Here is a 16,681-nt window from a genome sequence, read left to right on the forward strand (position 1 = left end):
CCTTTATTGTTTACTAAAATGAAGAATTATACGTATTGAATTTTTGTAGGCATTTTCGGATCTGTATCATGAATTTCGAAGGCTTCTCCCACTCCAAATCCTTTTTCCTCTAATACTTGTGATACTGACATACGTGCTAGTTCTTTCATGTTATTATCTAAACTTAAATGGGCTAAATAAATATGTTTTGTCTCATCTGTAATTACATCCGCCATCGCTAATGCAGCGTCCTCATTACAAACGTGACCCACATCACTTAAAATACGTCGCTTAATACTCCATGGATAACGTCCCATACGAAGCATTTCCACGTCATGATTACTTTCAAACACGAAAGCATTAGCACCCTTAATAACACCTTTCATACGATCACTCACGTATCCCGTATCTGTAATAAGGGCTAACTTTCTATTATTGTTATGAAAAGCATAGAACATCGGCTCTGCCGCATCATGAGAAACCCCAAATGACTCGACCTCAATATCACCGAATGTTTTCACATCCCCAACTGAGAAAATAAACTTTTGCTCAGTTGGGATATTTCCTATTAAATGTTCCATTGCATTCCATGTTTTCTCATTTGCATAAACAGGTAAATCATATTTACGTGCCAATACACCTAACCCTTTAATATGGTCACTATGTTCATGTGTTACAAGAATACCTGATACATCATTTATATTTAGTTCTGCCTGTTTAAATAAAGCCTCTGTTGCTTTACCACTTAAACCTGCATCGACGAGTAATTTTTTTTCATCTGTTCCTACATATAGCATATTCCCTGTACTTCCACTTGCAAGTACGCTAAAATGCAACCCCATTCTTTCTCACTCCAGTATGTTCATCAACCACTTGATTTTCCCTTTCCCCTAATTCCATAACTTGTCCTTCAATTGCATTTACAAAGAAGTCCTGCTTCTGCTCCGTTTTTAAATTCCATGTTGGAGCGAATACTTGGTTATTAGAAGTAGATGCGGTAAGGGTGGCATAACCAATTTGTGCTTCTTTTACATGTGTATTCCCATGAACTTTATTTTTTAAATACAGATTTTCTAAAGCTGTTTGAGCAGTAATAATTTCTTGCTGTTTCGTTTTTTCACTTTCGCCCATTTCTTTTAAATCAGTTAGCATCGTCTGCGTGTACGACACAAGTTCATTTTTTTCATTTAATTCCACAACAATCATTGCCTGATCGTTATAGAAAATAGGCTTATCTTTATATTTTTGGAAGAAGTAAATTTTAGAGTCTTTCATCGCCCCAAACTCATACTTTTGTCCATCCAATACATAGTTCTTCAAAAAATCACTATACTTATCTTTGGATAATGATTTTGTATTTAAAAAGGGCTCTTTTAGCTTACTTTCTATTTTGTACATATTTTGTATATGCGCCGTTTGACTCTTTAAAGACTGTACATCTTCTTCTTTAAATGCCTTGTTTTCCGCCCTAATAAATGACTCTTTTTTCGGTTCTTTAGGGAAATTACCCATAGTAATTTTGTTTGCTTTTAATTCTTGATCTATCTTTGTTTCTGCAATAAGCTCCAATTGATTACTATCTTGCTTTTGAATGAATTGAAAAATGAGAAAGAGGTCCAAAACAAAAAAGGTCACAATAAATATGGTTTTAATCCGATCCCAATCCATTTAGTCCTCCCTCACTCCACTCATATATTTTTTGTTTACCCGCTTCATCTTCAACAAACTTTACATACCAAATTGGCTGTAGTCGAGCTACTTGCCCATCTAGTGATAATTTGTATCCAATACCAATGTCTTTAATGAATCGTTTATCTACCGCGGCATTATTTTCTAAGGATGCTATTACAACGTGACCTGATGGAAGAGTAACCTTCTGTTCTATACCTTTCGTATTTAAAGACAACAACGGTCTTTCATATTCCATTACTTCTTCTGATCCCCATATTTGTCTCAATTCAGCTAATCCATCTGTATTGAATACGGAATATCCATCTTCATGTAAACGGAATACCGTCTGTCCTTTATTCATATAGTCCAAACGATATGAATCCAAACTCCCACTGTGACCATTTACAAAATCAAAGCTTTTTTGTAAAAGCATTAAATTATCTGTCGTTTTCTCACTTGAAACAGAAGAATTTTTATACTTTAGCATATGACGATCATTTTCAATCTCCATGGACCTAATACCATCTGTAAATGTTTCTTTCGATTTCTCGGTAATAGGGCTTAAATAACGTGGGTCACTAAAAAGAGCATTCTTAAATGTGTCGACCGCTAAATTAGATGAAATATATGTTATATTACTCAATTCTGTCGTTCCATCTGGTAAAAATAGCTTTTTCATATCATTAATTTGATAGTCAAAATAAGGTTTTGCCGATACTATAAATTGATTTTGTGCATTTACAATATCTTTTAAATACACACCACTTAATTTTGCTTCATATATTCTAGAGTTATCGCCATCAGAAACAAAATTAATTTTAATTTCTTGATCCCTACTTCTAGAAGGGTCAAGAATAATTCGATTAAAATGTTTAGGCTTATCTATACTTTTTTCTTTCATATTAAACATAGATTTAACTGCATCAAATGGGATGTTGGTAGGAAAAACAAGTTCCATTTTCCCTTCACCATGCACATAAGAAAGGAAATCAGCCTTAGCAATCGATATCTCTTTGAAATCATGTAATTCCCCTGCTTCCAAAGGTTTATAGATTGATTCTATATCGCCCTCTCTTTTGCTCCCGTAATGATTTTTATCTTTATGCACGATGATAGAAGTAGGGCGGACAACATCAGCGATTTTAGTTTGAGTAATTCCTTCATTCCCCTGCACAAATTTTGCGTTTTGCATAGACGTGGAATCTGGCACATACGTCCATAAGTTAAAAGTAAGAAATAGGCTAATTACAACTAAATTAATTAAAACTATCGTTTTAACATTTTCCATACTCATTCCCAATCGTCCTCTTCATCCGCTGCCATTGGCAATGTGAAGTAAATAGTTGTCCCTTTTCCTTCCTCACTCTTCGCCCAAATCGAGCCACCATGTGCCTCAATCATTTCTTTCGCAATTGCTAATCCAAGTCCTGTACCACCCATTTGTCTTGAACGTGCTTTATCTACGCGATAAAAACGTTCAAAGATTTTATCGACGTTTTCTTTTGGAATACCCATTCCTTGGTCACTTACACTAATCTCTAATAATTCCCCGCGATCACGTAAGCGATATGTTACTGTTCCACCTTCTGGTGAATACTTTAATGCATTCGAAATAATGTTATACAAAACTTGCGTAATTTTATCCGTATCCATATCAATAAATCGGGATTTCTTAGAGAAAGATCGTTTGAAACTTACGTTTTGCTCTTTAGACATTTCAAAACGATCAATAATGTTATTAAAGAAGTCAGTAAAGTCGACCCATTCTTTCATTAAACGATGTTCTGTACTATCAAGTTTAGAAAGTTGCAATAACGCATTTACAAGTCTAATCATTCTTTCTGTTTCTTCTTGTGTAACTGTTAAAAATTGCGGTGCAATATTCGGATCTTGCCACGCGCCGTCCGTAAGTGCCTCTAAGTAACTGCGCATCGTTGTTAATGGCGTTCTTAATTCATGGGAAACGTTTGCCACAAACTCACGGCGTTCCCTTTCTATACGCTCCTGCTCAGTTACATCATATAATACGGCAATTAAACCATTTGCTTTCCCTGTCTCTTTTTGAATAACAGAGAAACTAGCACGTAAAATATATGGCTCATTTCTCGTACTAAAATCTAATAAAACAGAATCAGGCTCTTCGTATAAATGATCGAGCGTAAATTCTTCTTGTATCCCTAATACTTCTAAAACAGATTGATCGAGCGCCGTTTCACGAGAAACATTTAGCATCTTTTCCGCAGGATCATTTAATAAAATAATGTCCCCTTTTCGGTCAGTAGCAATTACTCCATCTGTCATATGTGATAAAACAGATGATAATTTACGTCTTTCACTTTCCGTTGAAGAACGAGCTTGTTGTAATTTTTTTGATAAATTATTGAAAGATAATGCTAATTGTCCAATTTCATCATGGCTATGCACTTTTACTTTTCTTGAATAGTTTCCTTTTGCCATTTCAATCGCTTGTCTTCGCATATCTGAGATTGGTCTCGTAATCGTTTGAGCTAACAAAATTCCAAGTACAGCTGTTACGAGTAATGCAATAACGGTTCCAGTCGCAAAAATTTGATTAATATCCTTCATCTGTTTATAAACATCTTCCATAGATGCAACAATGTAAATAACACCAAGTGCATCCTTGCCGTTATCATCTAGAATAGGAGTAAGCATAACTTGTACACGATGGCCTGTACGACCATCTTTCTCAATTTTCACTTCTGGCTTTTTTTGTACCAATACCCGCTGAACAGCTATATCAGTTGATGTTCTATTTACCTTGTTTTGCTTTGACTCATCTGAAATAGCGAGTAACTTTCTATGCGAATCAAATACACTTACCTCTTGGATATCTTTCTTTCGATCAGAGGCAAATTTTCGAATTGAAGTTTTAATCGTTTCATCTGTTGATTCTGTTTCTGCTTTTGTATAACTTTTTTTAAACTCTTGTTTCAGGTTATATGATAATAGGTTCGTTTGCTGCGTTAAAGAATCTCTAAAGCCTTGTACAAGACTCTTTTCTAACTCTCTTACAAAATATACCCCAATAACCTGCATAGCTATCAATATTAATAGCATATATATGAGTACAAATTTTAAATGAATAGATTGAAAAAAACCAACTTTCTTCATATACTATTCCTGCTCTGGGTCACGCAAGTAATACCCTACTCCACGTCTAGTTACAATTAAAGTAGGATGACTTGGATTATCTTCAATTTTTTCACGTAAACGACGCACTGTTACATCCACTGTACGTACATCTCCAAAATAGTCATAACCCCAAACTGTTTGCAATAAATGTTCACGAGTCATAACTTGTCCTAAATGTTTGGCTAAATAATGTAGTAGCTCAAATTCACGATGTGTAAGTTCAATATTTTCCTCACGTTTCGTTACACTATACGCATTTGAATTGATAACGATTGGTCCAATAACCATTTCCGTATTTTCTTCTTTTTCTGCAGCACCACCTTGTTGATGGCGACGTAAATTCGCCTTCACACGAGCAAGTAATTCCCTCGTACTAAATGGCTTCGTTACATAATCATCTGCTCCAAGCTCAAGCCCTAATACTTTATCAATTTCAGAGTCCTTTGCTGTAAGCATAATAATCGGCATTTCTGAGCTTTTACGTATTTCACGGCAAACCTCTAAGCCATCCTTACCTGGTAGCATAATATCTAATAAAACCATATCTGGCTGCTCTTCATTCGCTTTTTCAATCGCTTCATCACCATCATGCGCCATTACAATTTCAAAACCTTCTTTTTCTAGGTTGAACTTCAAAATATCCGCAATCGGCTTTTCATCATCAACTACTAAAATTTTCTTTCCCATCATCGTCTATTTCCTCCTTATAAAGTGAAACTTTAATCGGTGGGGGTTTTCTTCATCCCACATCGATTATTAGTTGAACCAATCGGGCATTTACGGGCCGTTGATCCCACACCTAACTTCTTTACCTTCGCTGAATTTTTGGGTGGGGTCTTACTACCCGGCAAATAGCGGGTAAAAATATGGTCAATATCCCTAAACACATTGATGTCTACATAGTATGTCCCTATATGACCGCATCTTTTGCTTAAGTACTTTCTCCTCTATTCTCACAGACTCATGTATGATCCACTTTTACACAGAATCCTATACGATCTATAGAAAAACCTCTAGCTTCAACTGCTAGAGGCTCCTCATTCTATTGTAAAATAACTACCCACATTTGTAAAACTGGACAAAATAAAAAGGATATTAAGTGGGCCCACTTAATATCCTGAGAGTGGCTCGGGACGGAATCGAACCGCCGACACGAGGATTTTCAGTCCTCTGCTCTACCGACTGAGCTACCGAGCCAAAACTATATATAAAACCACTAATGGTGGTATAAACAAAAGTGGCGGTCCCGACCGGGGTCGAACCGGCGATCTCCTGCGTGACAGGCAGGCATGTTAACCACTACACCACGGGACCAAAAATGAACATAAAAAAAACATGACCCGTACGGGATTCGAACCCGTGTTACCGCCGTGAAAGGGCGGTGTCTTAACCACTTGACCAACGGGCCACGAAAAATAAAATGGTGAGCCATGAAGGATTCGAACCTTCGACCCTCTGATTAAAAGTCAGATGCTCTACCAACTGAGCTAATGGCTCATACTCACCAACGTCATATTTTCGTGACGACAAGATGTATCATAACATGTTTTCTTTGTTTTTTGCAATACCTTTTTTTATTTTTTTATAAAAGATAAGAAAAAACTCATGCGGACATGAGTTTTTTCTCAAAAATATCAATTAAGCTTCGTATACGTTACGAACAATATTTGTTTGGTTACGATCTGGTCCAACTGAGAACATAGATAATTGAATTCCTGTTAACTCAGAAACACGTTCTACATATTTTCGTGCATTTTCAGGAAGCTCGTCTAATGATTTTACACCAGTAATATCTTCTGTCCAACCTGGAAGCTCTTCGTATACAGGCTCACATTTCGCTAAAATGTTTAAGTTTGCTGGAACTTCATCGATCACTTCGCCATTGTATTTGTAAGCAACGCAAATTTTAAGAGTCGGAATACCTGTTAGAACGTCGATAGAATTTAATGATAAATCTGTTAAACCACTAACACGACGTGCATGTCTTACAACAACGCTATCGAACCAACCTACGCGGCGTGGACGACCAGTTGTCGTTCCATACTCACGACCAACTTCACGAATTTGATGACCAATTTCATCATGAAGCTCAGTAGGGAAAGGACCATCACCTACGCGACTTGTATATGCTTTACACACACCTACAACGCGAGTAACTTTCGCAGGACCAACTCCAGTTCCAACTGTTACACCACCAGCAATCGGGTTAGAAGATGTAACGAACGGGTACGTACCGTGGTCGATATCAAGCATAACACCTTGTGCACCTTCAAATAATACACGGTGATTGTTATCTAGTGCATCATTTAATACAACAGACGTATCACATACATATTGCGCGATTTGTTGTCCGTACTCGAAGTACTCTTCGAAGATTTCTTCTACACTGAAACCTTCTGTATCGTACATTTTTTCAAATAAACGATTTTTTTCTACTAAATTGCGCTCAAGCTTTTCTTTAAATGCTTCACGGTCTAAAAGATCAGCCATACGAATACCAATACGAGCAGCTTTATCCATATATGCAGGACCGATACCTTTTTTCGTTGTACCGATTTTGTTATCACCTTTACTAGCTTCTTCTAATTCATCTTGTTTTAAGTGATAAGGTAAAATAACGTGCGCACGGTTACTTACACGTAAATTGTCAGTACTTACACCACGATCGTGTAAGTATTTTAACTCTTCAAGTAATGCTTTCGGATCTACTACTAAGCCATTTCCGATTACACAAATTTTCTCTTTATAGAAAATACCAGATGGAATTAAGTGTAATTTATATTTAACTCCGCCGAAAACAATTGTATGTCCCGCGTTATTTCCACCTTGATATCTTGCAACTACTTCCGCATGCTCAGAAAGAAAATCAGTGATTTTACCTTTTCCTTCGTCGCCCCATTGTGTTCCTACAACTACTACTGAAGACATTATTAAAGCACCTCCGCGATTTTCAAACGATCTATTCAAACAATATAATTGTACCAAAACCGAAAAAGAAGTCAACCAAAAAGCGAACATTTTTTTATTAAAAAACATTTTCGTTCGTAAGAATTATATTTTCACACTATGAAAGCCTTATCTTTCCTATAAAAAAAAAGAAACACATCTTATTATAAGAAATGCATTTCTTTTTTATACTATCTTTATGCAGGCGGCGCATGTCCATCCTCGAAGCGACGTTCTAAGTTAACGAACTTATTGAACTCTTTAACGAATGCGAGCTCTACCGAGCCTACGGGACCGTTACGCTGCTTTGCAATAATAATTTCAATCGTATTTTTATTTTCCGTTTCTCGGTCATAGTAATCTTCACGATATAAGAAGGCTACAATATCAGCATCCTGCTCGATACTTCCCGATTCACGAATGTCAGACATCATCGGACGTTTATCTTGACGAGATTCTACACCACGAGATAACTGTGACAAGGCAATAACAGGCACTTGTAATTCACGCGCAATCCCTTTTAATGTACGAGAAATCTCAGATACTTCCTGCTGACGGTTTTCTCCTGATTTCCCGCTTCCTTGAATAAGCTGTAAATAGTCAATTAAAACCATCCCTAGACCTTGTTCTTGCTTTAATCTACGGCATTTCGCTCGAATCTCATTTACTTTAATCCCCGGTGTATCATCAATATAGATACCAGCATTAGAAAGGCTCCCCATCGCCATTGTTAATTTTGCCCAATCATCAGAAGTTAATGAACCGGTACGCAGTCTTTGCGCATCAATATTTCCTTCTGCACAAAGCATACGCATAACAAGCTGATCAGAGCCCATCTCTAGACTAAAAATCGCTACATTTTCATCAGTTTTCGTCGCTACGTTTTGTGCGATATTTAATGAAAATGCGGTTTTCCCTACTGATGGACGTGCCGCTACGATGATTAAATCATTTCGCTGGAAACCTGCGGTCATCTTATCTAATTCTGTAAATCCAGTTGGTATCCCAGTAACTTCACCTTTTTGATTATGCAAAAGTTCAATTTTATCGTAAGCATCTACAAGAACATCTTTAATGTTTTGGAATGCTTTTGCATTTGTTTGGTGAGATACTTCTAATATTTTTTTCTCAGCCTCATTTAAAAGACCATCCACGTCATCTTCTCTCTCATACCCATCAGACACGATATGAGTCGCTGTTCGAATCAAACGACGTAATAGCGCCTTTTCAGCGATGATTCGTGCATAATATTCTACGTTAGCAGCGGTTGGAACAACTTCTGCTAATTCTGCTAAGTAAGAAACCCCACCAACTTCTTCTAATAATCCTTGATCAGCCATTGCTGACGTCATTATTACTAAGTCAATCGGCTCTCCTTTATCAGATAACCCAAGCATGACTTCAAAAATCTTTTGATGTTTCGTTCGATAAAATGAGTCAGGTACCAATAATTCCGATGCTGACGTTAACGCATCTTGATCAATTAATATGGCCCCTAAAACCGCCTGCTCAGCCTCTATATTATGCGGAGGGGTACGATCAGCCATTACATCACTCATACGCAATCCTCCTTGCTTAACTTATTTTTATTGTTCACTAACATGAACTTTTACTGTTGCTGTTACTTGCGGATGCAACTTCACAGTAACGTTTGTATAGCCTAATGCACGAATTGCATCATCCATTTCAAATTTACGTTTATCAAGTTTAATTTTATGTGATTTTTGCATTGCATCTACGATTTGTTTACTTGTGATTGAACCGAATAGACGGCCACCTTCTCCAGATTTCGCCTTTACTTCTACAGTTAGTTTCTCTAACGTTTCTTTCAACTCTTTTGCATTTTCAACCTCTGCTGCTGCATCTTTTTCTTCTTTTCGCTTTTGAGCTTCTAAAGTTTTCATACTACTATTTGTCGCTTCAGCAGCTAATCCTTGTTTTAGTAAGAAGTTATTTGCATAGCCATCTGGTACGTTTTTTATTTCTCCTTTTTTCCCTTTACCTTTTACGTCTTTTAGAAAAATTACTTTCATGATTGTGTGCCTCCCTGTAAATAGTCATCAATAACAAATCGAAGCTTCTCCTCAGCTTCATCTACTGTAACATTTTTCATTTGTGTGGCTGCATTCGTTAAATGCCCACCACCGCCTAAATTTTCCATAATTAGCTGCACGTTCACTTCACCTAAAGACCTGCCGCTAATTCCAATGAAATTCTCGCCACGTTTTGCAATAACAAATGATGCAATAATTCCTGTCATTGTTAATAATGTGTCCGCTGATTGCGCAATAAGCACTTGATCGTAGTAATCATCACTATCAACTTTTGCAATCGCAATTCCATTTGTATAAATGTACGCATTTTTAATAGCTTTTGCAACCCGTAAATACTGATCCATATCTTCTTTTAAAAGCTCTTGTACAAGTACAGTATCTGCACCATGTGAGCGTAAATAAGAAGCGGCATCAAACGTACGAGCACCCGTCCGGAATGTAAAGCTTTTCGTATCAACAATAATACCTGCTAACAATGCCGTTGCTTCTAACATTGTCATTTTTAAATTTTTCGGTTGGTACTCAAGTAATTCTGTAACAAGTTCTGCCGTAGAAGAAGCGTATGGCTCCATGTAAACAAGCAATGGATCTTCAATAAAATCTTCTCCCCGGCGATGATGGTCAATAACAACTACATTTTCAATTTTATGTAACAGCTTTTCTTCCATCACCATTGAAGGTTTATGCGTATCAACAACAACAAGTAATGAATCATCATTTGCAAATTCCATCGCTTGTCCTGGGGTAATAAAGTGAGACCATAACTCTTCGTTTTGTTTCACTTTATCCATTAAACGCTTAATTCCCTTATCAGAATCATTTTCATCTAACACAATATATCCTTTGCGCTCATTTAATTGCGCTACCTTTAAAATACCAATCGCAGCACCAATTGCGTCCATATCAGGAGCCCTATGCCCCATTATAATGACATTACTACTTTCTAATACTAAATCCTTTAATGCATGCGAAATAACTCTGGCACGTACACGAGTACGTTTTTCAACTGGATTCGTCTTACCACCATAAAACTTAACTTTACCTGTCGCTTGTTTAATAGCTACTTGATCTCCACCACGGCCAAGCGCAAGGTCTAAACCGGACTGAGCCATTGCCCCAAGCTCTGATAAAGGTAAATCACCTGATCCAACACCTACACTTAAGGTGAGTGGTATATTCCTTTTGGATGTTTCTTCACGCACCTGATCTAAAATGCTAAATTTCCCTTTCTCCATCTGTGCTAAAATACTCTCATTTAGTACAACGAAGAATCTTTCTGAAGATGCACGTTTTAAATATGCTCCATACTTAACGGCCCATTCATTTAGTCGTGATGTTACAAGACTTGTGATATTCGTACGTAATTGATCATCTAACCCCTGTGTAACTTCATCATAATTATCTAAATAAATGACAGCCAAAACAGTCCGTTGATCTTCGTACATCTTTTCAATCTCTGTTTGTTCCGTTACATCAAAGAAGTAAATTAACTTTTCTTCTTTCCTTACAAAAACGCGAAACTTTCGGTTATTTAAAGAGACTATATCGTCGGAAGTTTCTCCCTTAATAAAAAGAAGCAACGTTTCTGATACATCATAAAGGTGCCATCCAGCTAACGCATGCTGTCCTAGACATGAAGATAAATAAGGATTCGCCCAATCAATCCCATAATCCTTATTGTATAACAAAATACCAATCGGCATTTGGTTAAATGCTTCATTACTCACTTTCTTTACTCTTGTAATCATATCTGTCGTATACTTTTCGAAATTCCTTTGAAAGGTCAGTTCAAAGCGTATAACAACAAAAAGTACAATGCAAAAAATAAAAAAGGTGGATATCCCCATAATTAAATGAAAATAACAGAGGATGGCAATGAGCACAAACACGAAAAATGCCAATACATAAACAGGATATAAAAACCACTGTTTCTTATAAAATTCAGGCATGTATACAACTCCTATAAAGTAAAACTAACTCACCTTCCAGTTAGTTAAACAGATTAAAATAGTATAAGGAATATTACTTTATCCTCCTATTTTAGAACGCAATGAAATCCCTAAATCAATTATACCTAAGATTGTCACAAGAGGAAACAACATCGGTATAAACATGCAGACAATAAAACTAATAATAGGAATCCCTTTCGTAAAACCTTTACTATGCGCTAGAAAAGCGATAAATGTCAGACCTTGTAGTACTAGTAGTAAAGCAAATATGACATATAGGTTAGAAAATACCATATGTAAATATGATGTCGGTTCTACTTTTATAAACGTTGATAGCAAAATAAATATAACGTAATACCAAACAATACTCTTTGGTAATTGTATATCTTTAAATTTAGGCCAAGGTTTAACGTCATGCTTTAGTTTTCTCAAAACACTACCTGATATCATAACTGTAATCCAAGAAAGACATACAGAAGCCATTACAAATATACTCGGGAATATCGTTTGTAATATATCATTCATTTGTGCAAGTAACTCTTTTTGTTCTTTACTAACCGGCATACCGGCAGCACTTGCTATCTTTTCACTTTGCACTACACTTTCATTAAACATATTTTGCATTTGCTTTATGAAATCTATGTTAAAAAACTTTATACTCGCAACATAAATGAGCATAATACCAACTAAGTATGCAAGTGAACCTGTTATCAAAATTTCCAACGGCTTTCTTTGCTGTTTATACATGTATCCTAAAACAATACCCATAACCCCAAACACGACCGTCTTTATTAGACCTATCGGTTGACCTAAAATAACAGCAATTAAAAATGCCGCCGTAAAAATTACAAAGGCGTTAGATAATCTATATCTTATCATTAGCAATATAAACGGCAATGGCAACGCAAACGTTACAACTCTACCTAAAATTGGAACATACATAGATATAAGCAATAACATTGCATATATCGCTAGCAACGCTGCACCCTCAGTAATAAATTTCGTATTCTTCATTATCTAACCTCTCTTTCAAAAAAGAAAAGCATAGCAAAATGCACAGTAGAGTCCGACTCTACTGTGCATTTCATACGCTATTATTCACCAACATATGGTAAAAGTGCCATTTGACGAGCACGTTTAATTGCAACTGTAAGTTTGCGTTGGTATTTTGCGCTTGTTCCTGTTACACGACGAGGTAAAATTTTACCACGCTCAGAAACGAAACGTTTTAATAAATCAACATCTTTATAGTCAATGCGAGTGATGCCGTTAGATGTGAAGAAACACACCTTACGACGTTTCGCACGTCCACCTTTGCGTCCTGCCATGTCTATTCCCTCCATTCTTTGTTAAAACTAACTAATTTACTGTATTAGAACGGTAAATCGTCGTCGGAAATGTCGATCGGTTGACCTACATTTGAAAATGGATCGTCATTCTTCGTAAATCCAGAGTTACCTTGGTTACCTTGGTTACCTTGGTTACCTTGGTTACCTTGGTTACCTTGGTTACCTTGGTTACCTTGGTTACCTGAATTACTAGATTGACCAAATGGGTTAGAGCTTTGGTTACCGAAACCAGCTCCTGATGGTTGCTGATTAAATGAACCACGTTGCTCCCCACCGCCATTACGCGGCTCTAAAAATTGTACGCTTTCCGCAAGAACTTCTGTTACATATACACGTTTACCATCTTGTCCATCGTAATTACGAGTTTGAAGACGTCCATCTACGCCTGCTAAGCTACCTTTTTTCAAATAATTTGCTACGTTTTCTGCTTGTTTACGCCATATTACACAATTAATAAAGTCAGCTTCACGCTCACCTTGTTGATTCGCAAATGCGCGATTCACAGCTAACGTAAAAGTAGCTACTGCAACACCATTGGGCGTGTAACGTAAGTCAGGGTCCTTAGTTAAACGACCAACGAGGATAACACGATTCATCAATCGAACCACTCTCCCTTATATATCAATTATTTTTCTTCTTCTTTAACAACGATATGACGAAGGATGTCTTCGTTGATCTTAGCTAAACGGTCGAATTCGTTAATCGCTTCTGCGTTAGAGTTCACGTTTAAGATCATGTAGAAACCTTCACGTAAGTCGTTGATTTCGTAAGCTAAACGACGCTTACCCCACTCTTTCGTGTTAATGATTTCTGCACCATTGTTTGTTAAAACACCTGCGAAACGTTCAACTAAAGCTTTTTGAGCTTCTTCTTCAACGCCAGGACGAATGATGTACATAATTTCGTACTTTCTCATTACACTTTCACCTCCTTTTGGTCTAAACGGCCCATAATGGGCAAGGAGCAATTAATTTATAGTAATTACTCACGAGTTTAGATTATATCATAGTAAGTTAGATGAATCAACTCACCCATGCATAAAAAACTTGGCAAACACATAATATATTTGCCAAGCTCATATCTTTATTTTTCCTAGGAAATATTAAATTAAACGTTGAAGCGGAAGTGCATAACGTCTCCGTCTTTTACGATATACTCTTTTCCTTCTAAACGAACTTTACCAGCTTCTTTTGCAGCTGTCATAGAACCGTTTGTCATTAAGTCTTCGTAAGAAACTGTTTCCGCACGAATAAATCCACGCTCAAAGTCTGTATGAATTACGCCAGCACATTGTGGTGCTTTCATACCTTGTTTAAACGTCCATGCACGTACTTCTTGCACACCAGCTGTGAAGTAAGTAGCAAGTCCTAATAAATCATATGCAGCACGAATTAATTGATCTAAACCAGATTCTTCAATGCCTAGTTCTTCAAGGAATACTTTTTTCTCTTCCTCGTCTAGCTCAGCGATTTCTTCTTCGATTTTTGCACATACAACGATTACTTGAGAATTTTCATTTGCAGCAAATTCTTTTACCATTTGTACATATTTATTTTCAGAAGGATCCATAATATCATCTTCACTTACGTTTGCTACGTATAACATTTCTTTCGTTGTAAGTAAATGAAGGCCTTTAACAATCTTCATTTGTTCTTCTGTAAATTCAACAGTACGAGCTGGTTTTCCCTCTTCAAAAGCTTCTTTTAAACGAACTAAAATTTCATGCTCATATACTGCTTCTTTATCTTTTTGTCTCGCTAACTTCGCAACGCGCTCGATACGTTTATCAACAGATTCTAAATCCGCTAAGATTAGCTCTAAGTTGATTGTTTCAATATCATCGATTGGATCTACTTTCCCTGAAACGTGTGTAATATTTTCGTCTTCAAAACAACGAACAACTTGGCAAATTGCATCTACTTGGCGAATGTGAGATAAGAATTTATTTCCTAAACCTTCACCTTTACTAGCACCTTTTACGATACCTGCAATATCAGTAAACTCAAATACAGTCGGAACAGTTTTTTTCGGTTCTACTAATTCCGTTAATTTATTTAAACGCTCATCTGGTACTTCTACAATCCCTACGTTTGGATCAATTGTACAGAATGGATAGTTTGCAGATTCTGCTCCTGCTTGTGTAATTGCATTAAATAAAGTTGACTTCCCTACGTTAGGTAATCCAACAATCCCAGCCGTTAATCCCATATTTTTCACTCCTATGTCTCAATCTTTCATCATTATAGATAGTAACGAAAAAAATGACAAGTTTCCTCCAAACGAAAAAAAGTAACAGCTACCCATTGCAACTGTTACTTTCTCTCTATTCTTCGTGCTTCACAAGTATTTTTTTCACCTTACGATCAAATTCTCTTCGAGGAATCATTACTGAATGGTCACATCCCTCGCACTTAATGCGGATATCCATTCCCATACGAATAATCTTCCAGCGATTCTCACCACATGGGTGGGCTTTCTTCATTTCCACAACATCGTACAAGTTATACTGCTTTTGCTCCATTCTCCAAACCCCTCTCCATACTAAATTGCTTTTCCACTCACCAATTCTTCACGATTATATAAAACCATACGTGGATATGGAATTTCAATCCCATGTAAATCTAGACGATTTTTAATTTCTTTACGAAGGGCTCTCGCAACAACCGCATGTTGCATCGGCTCTACTTCCGCAATAACACGTAATATAACTTCTGATGCAGCCAATGTTTGCACACCTAATAACTGAGGCTTTGCTACCATTTGTGTATACTGTGCAGGTAATTCTTCTAATAACTCTTCAATGACTTGCTCCGCTTTCGCTATGTCAGCCTCATACGAAATGGATACATCAACAAATGCTACACTATTACTAACTGAATAGTTCGTAACTTGAATAATACTTCCATTTGGTAAAGTATGAATTTCGCCTGTCCAACTCTTTACTTTTGTTGTACGAAGTCCAATTTCTAGAACGACACCTTCAAACTGACCAATTTTTACATAGTCACCTACTGAAAATTGATCTTCTAGCAAAATAAATAACCCCGTAATAACATCTTTTACTAAACTTTGAGCACCAAATCCGACTGCTAAACCAATTACCCCGGCACCCGCTAATAAACCAGATGCATTAATATTAAACACACCCAAAATCGCAATTAACATAATGAACATAACAACGTATGCCACAATATTTTCAAGTAACTTCGCTACTGTAACTGTACGACGTTCTGAAATTTGAATTGGCGAACGGCTTCCCATACGAAACGCATTTCGTACAATTGCACGCGCAACTCGCACAATAATTGCACCAAGTATTAAAATAACGACTATTTTTAGTGATTTCACACCTATATTCGTCCAATCAATGGACTCAAACCATTTCAACGCTAAATCCATGTACCTCTACCTCTCCAGCTAAAATTTCTTTTTAATCATCCTTCTCATTGTATCAGAAGTCACCCTGATTTCTGAAAAATTTTTATGACTTTAATTGCATTTGTTAACTTCCATGCAGGTATAAAATGGAACGAATATATATATACTAGTACTATTATTTCCGTTTTCACTCAAGTTTTAC

At 36.7% G+C, this 16,681-nt stretch carries 16 protein-coding genes and 4 tRNA genes; all 20 read right to left on the reverse strand.

Features of this window, described 5'->3' with window-relative positions:
- Window positions 1-26: 26 nt before the first annotated feature.
- The 20 genes from JDS82_RS19555 to JDS82_RS19650 all read right to left on the reverse strand — a co-directional run bounded on the left by JDS82_RS19555 (window position 27) and on the right by JDS82_RS19650 (window position 16,500).
- Window positions 27-821 (reverse strand): MBL fold metallo-hydrolase, encoded by a 795-nt coding sequence (locus JDS82_RS19555; protein ID WP_000522836.1) that lies wholly within the window; start codon window positions 819-821, stop codon window positions 27-29.
- Window positions 805-1,647 (reverse strand): two-component system regulatory protein YycI, encoded by an 843-nt coding sequence (locus JDS82_RS19560; RefSeq protein WP_000383733.1) that lies wholly within the window; start codon window positions 1,645-1,647, stop codon window positions 805-807. Before JDS82_RS19560 ends, JDS82_RS19555 begins: the two co-directional genes overlap by 17 nt.
- On the reverse strand, window positions 1,628-2,944 hold the full coding sequence (locus JDS82_RS19565) for a YycH family regulatory protein (RefSeq protein WP_000061585.1): 1,317 nt from the start codon (window positions 2,942-2,944) through the stop codon (window positions 1,628-1,630). Before JDS82_RS19565 ends, JDS82_RS19560 begins: the two co-directional genes overlap by 20 nt.
- Window positions 2,941-4,782 (reverse strand): cell wall metabolism sensor histidine kinase WalK, encoded by a 1,842-nt coding sequence (gene walK, locus JDS82_RS19570; RefSeq protein ID WP_000755378.1) that lies wholly within the window; start codon window positions 4,780-4,782, stop codon window positions 2,941-2,943. The genes JDS82_RS19565 and walK overlap by 4 nt, the downstream gene beginning before the upstream one ends.
- Before the next feature lie 3 nt (window positions 4,783-4,785).
- Window positions 4,786-5,493 (reverse strand): cell wall metabolism DNA-binding response regulator WalR, encoded by a 708-nt coding sequence (gene walR, locus JDS82_RS19575; RefSeq protein WP_000971866.1) that lies wholly within the window; start codon window positions 5,491-5,493, stop codon window positions 4,786-4,788.
- A gap of 434 nt (window positions 5,494-5,927) precedes the next feature.
- Window positions 5,928-6,000: transfer RNA gene (locus JDS82_RS19580), tRNA-Phe, on the reverse strand.
- Window positions 6,001-6,041: 41 nt separating this feature from the next.
- Window positions 6,042-6,117 (reverse strand) — tRNA-Asp (locus tag JDS82_RS19585).
- A 22-nt stretch (window positions 6,118-6,139) separates the two neighbouring features.
- A tRNA-Glu gene (locus JDS82_RS19590) sits at window positions 6,140-6,211 on the reverse strand.
- 13 nt (window positions 6,212-6,224) lie between these two features.
- Window positions 6,225-6,300 (reverse strand) — tRNA-Lys (locus tag JDS82_RS19595).
- A 141-nt stretch (window positions 6,301-6,441) separates the two neighbouring features.
- The gene (locus tag JDS82_RS19600) at window positions 6,442-7,731 is read right to left on the reverse strand and encodes an adenylosuccinate synthase (protein WP_000100228.1); all 1,290 of its coding nucleotides are present in this window, start codon (window positions 7,729-7,731) and stop codon (window positions 6,442-6,444) included.
- A gap of 215 nt (window positions 7,732-7,946) precedes the next feature.
- Entirely contained in the window at window positions 7,947-9,308 is a 1,362-nt protein-coding gene (gene dnaB / locus JDS82_RS19605) for a replicative DNA helicase (protein ID WP_001286242.1), read from the reverse strand.
- 27 nt (window positions 9,309-9,335) lie between these two features.
- Window positions 9,336-9,782, reverse strand: a complete 447-nt coding sequence (rplI, locus tag JDS82_RS19610; RefSeq protein ID WP_000864225.1) for a 50S ribosomal protein L9 — start codon at window positions 9,780-9,782, stop codon at window positions 9,336-9,338.
- Window positions 9,779-11,752, reverse strand: coding sequence for a DHH family phosphoesterase (locus tag JDS82_RS19615; protein WP_001113891.1), 1,974 nt, complete (start codon window positions 11,750-11,752; stop codon window positions 9,779-9,781). The genes rplI and JDS82_RS19615 overlap by 4 nt, the downstream gene beginning before the upstream one ends.
- 78 nt (window positions 11,753-11,830) lie before the next feature.
- Complete coding sequence (locus JDS82_RS19620) at window positions 11,831-12,766, reverse strand: YybS family protein (RefSeq protein ID WP_000799153.1); 936 nt, start codon at window positions 12,764-12,766, stop codon at window positions 11,831-11,833.
- 80 nt (window positions 12,767-12,846) lie between these two features.
- Entirely contained in the window at window positions 12,847-13,080 is a 234-nt protein-coding gene (rpsR, locus tag JDS82_RS19625; protein WP_000918874.1) for a 30S ribosomal protein S18, read from the reverse strand.
- Between the two features lie 44 nt (window positions 13,081-13,124).
- Window positions 13,125-13,700 carry a single-stranded DNA-binding protein gene (ssb, locus tag JDS82_RS19630; protein WP_199713780.1) on the reverse strand — a complete coding sequence of 192 codons (576 nt, stop codon included), beginning with the start codon at window positions 13,698-13,700 and terminating at the stop codon, window positions 13,125-13,127.
- A 26-nt stretch (window positions 13,701-13,726) separates the two neighbouring features.
- The gene (rpsF, locus tag JDS82_RS19635; RefSeq protein ID WP_001233781.1) at window positions 13,727-14,017 is read right to left on the reverse strand and encodes a 30S ribosomal protein S6; all 291 of its coding nucleotides are present in this window, start codon (window positions 14,015-14,017) and stop codon (window positions 13,727-13,729) included.
- Between the two features lie 191 nt (window positions 14,018-14,208).
- Window positions 14,209-15,309, reverse strand: coding sequence for a redox-regulated ATPase YchF (ychF, locus tag JDS82_RS19640; protein WP_000524662.1), 1,101 nt, complete (start codon window positions 15,307-15,309; stop codon window positions 14,209-14,211).
- A gap of 115 nt (window positions 15,310-15,424) precedes the next feature.
- Window positions 15,425-15,622, reverse strand: a complete 198-nt coding sequence (locus JDS82_RS19645; RefSeq protein ID WP_000436051.1) for a DUF951 domain-containing protein — start codon at window positions 15,620-15,622, stop codon at window positions 15,425-15,427.
- Window positions 15,623-15,642: 20 nt separating this feature from the next.
- Window positions 15,643-16,500, reverse strand: coding sequence for a mechanosensitive ion channel family protein (locus tag JDS82_RS19650; protein ID WP_000362298.1), 858 nt, complete (start codon window positions 16,498-16,500; stop codon window positions 15,643-15,645).
- Window positions 16,501-16,681: the final 181 nt, after the last annotated feature.

Source organism: Bacillus cereus group sp. N14 (assembly GCF_016483555.1).
GTDB classification, from domain to species: Bacteria; Bacillota; Bacilli; order Bacillales; family Bacillaceae_G; genus Bacillus_A; species Bacillus_A wiedmannii.

Bases quoted from the DNA above. Each gene is read 5' to 3' on its own strand.
- rpsR (WP_000918874.1), bottom strand. From the start codon at position 13,080: ATGGCAGGACGCAAAGGTGGACGTGCGAAACGTCGTAAGGTGTGTTTC.
- rpsF (WP_001233781.1), bottom strand. From the start codon at position 14,017: ATGAGAAAGTACGAAATTATGTACATCATTCGTCCTGGCGTTGAAGAA.
- JDS82_RS19560 (WP_000383733.1), bottom strand. From the start codon at position 1,647: ATGGATTGGGATCGGATTAAAACCATATTTATTGTGACCTTTTTTGTT.
- JDS82_RS19645 (WP_000436051.1), bottom strand. From the start codon at position 15,622: ATGGAGCAAAAGCAGTATAACTTGTACGATGTTGTGGAAATGAAGAAA.
- walR (WP_000971866.1), bottom strand. From the start codon at position 5,493: ATGATGGGAAAGAAAATTTTAGTAGTTGATGATGAAAAGCCGATTGCG.
- ychF (WP_000524662.1), bottom strand. From the start codon at position 15,309: ATGGGATTAACGGCTGGGATTGTTGGATTACCTAACGTAGGGAAGTCA.
- dnaB (WP_001286242.1), bottom strand. From the start codon at position 9,308: ATGAGTGATGTAATGGCTGATCGTACCCCTCCGCATAATATAGAGGCT.
- JDS82_RS19650 (WP_000362298.1), bottom strand. From the start codon at position 16,500: ATGGATTTAGCGTTGAAATGGTTTGAGTCCATTGATTGGACGAATATA.
- JDS82_RS19620 (WP_000799153.1), bottom strand. From the start codon at position 12,766: ATGAAGAATACGAAATTTATTACTGAGGGTGCAGCGTTGCTAGCGATA.
- JDS82_RS19600 (WP_000100228.1), bottom strand. From the start codon at position 7,731: ATGTCTTCAGTAGTAGTTGTAGGAACACAATGGGGCGACGAAGGAAAA.
- rplI (WP_000864225.1), bottom strand. From the start codon at position 9,782: ATGAAAGTAATTTTTCTAAAAGACGTAAAAGGTAAAGGGAAAAAAGGA.
- JDS82_RS19565 (WP_000061585.1), bottom strand. From the start codon at position 2,944: ATGAGTATGGAAAATGTTAAAACGATAGTTTTAATTAATTTAGTTGTA.
- JDS82_RS19615 (WP_001113891.1), bottom strand. From the start codon at position 11,752: ATGCCTGAATTTTATAAGAAACAGTGGTTTTTATATCCTGTTTATGTA.
- JDS82_RS19555 (WP_000522836.1), bottom strand. From the start codon at position 821: ATGGGGTTGCATTTTAGCGTACTTGCAAGTGGAAGTACAGGGAATATG.
- walK (WP_000755378.1), bottom strand. From the start codon at position 4,782: ATGAAGAAAGTTGGTTTTTTTCAATCTATTCATTTAAAATTTGTACTC.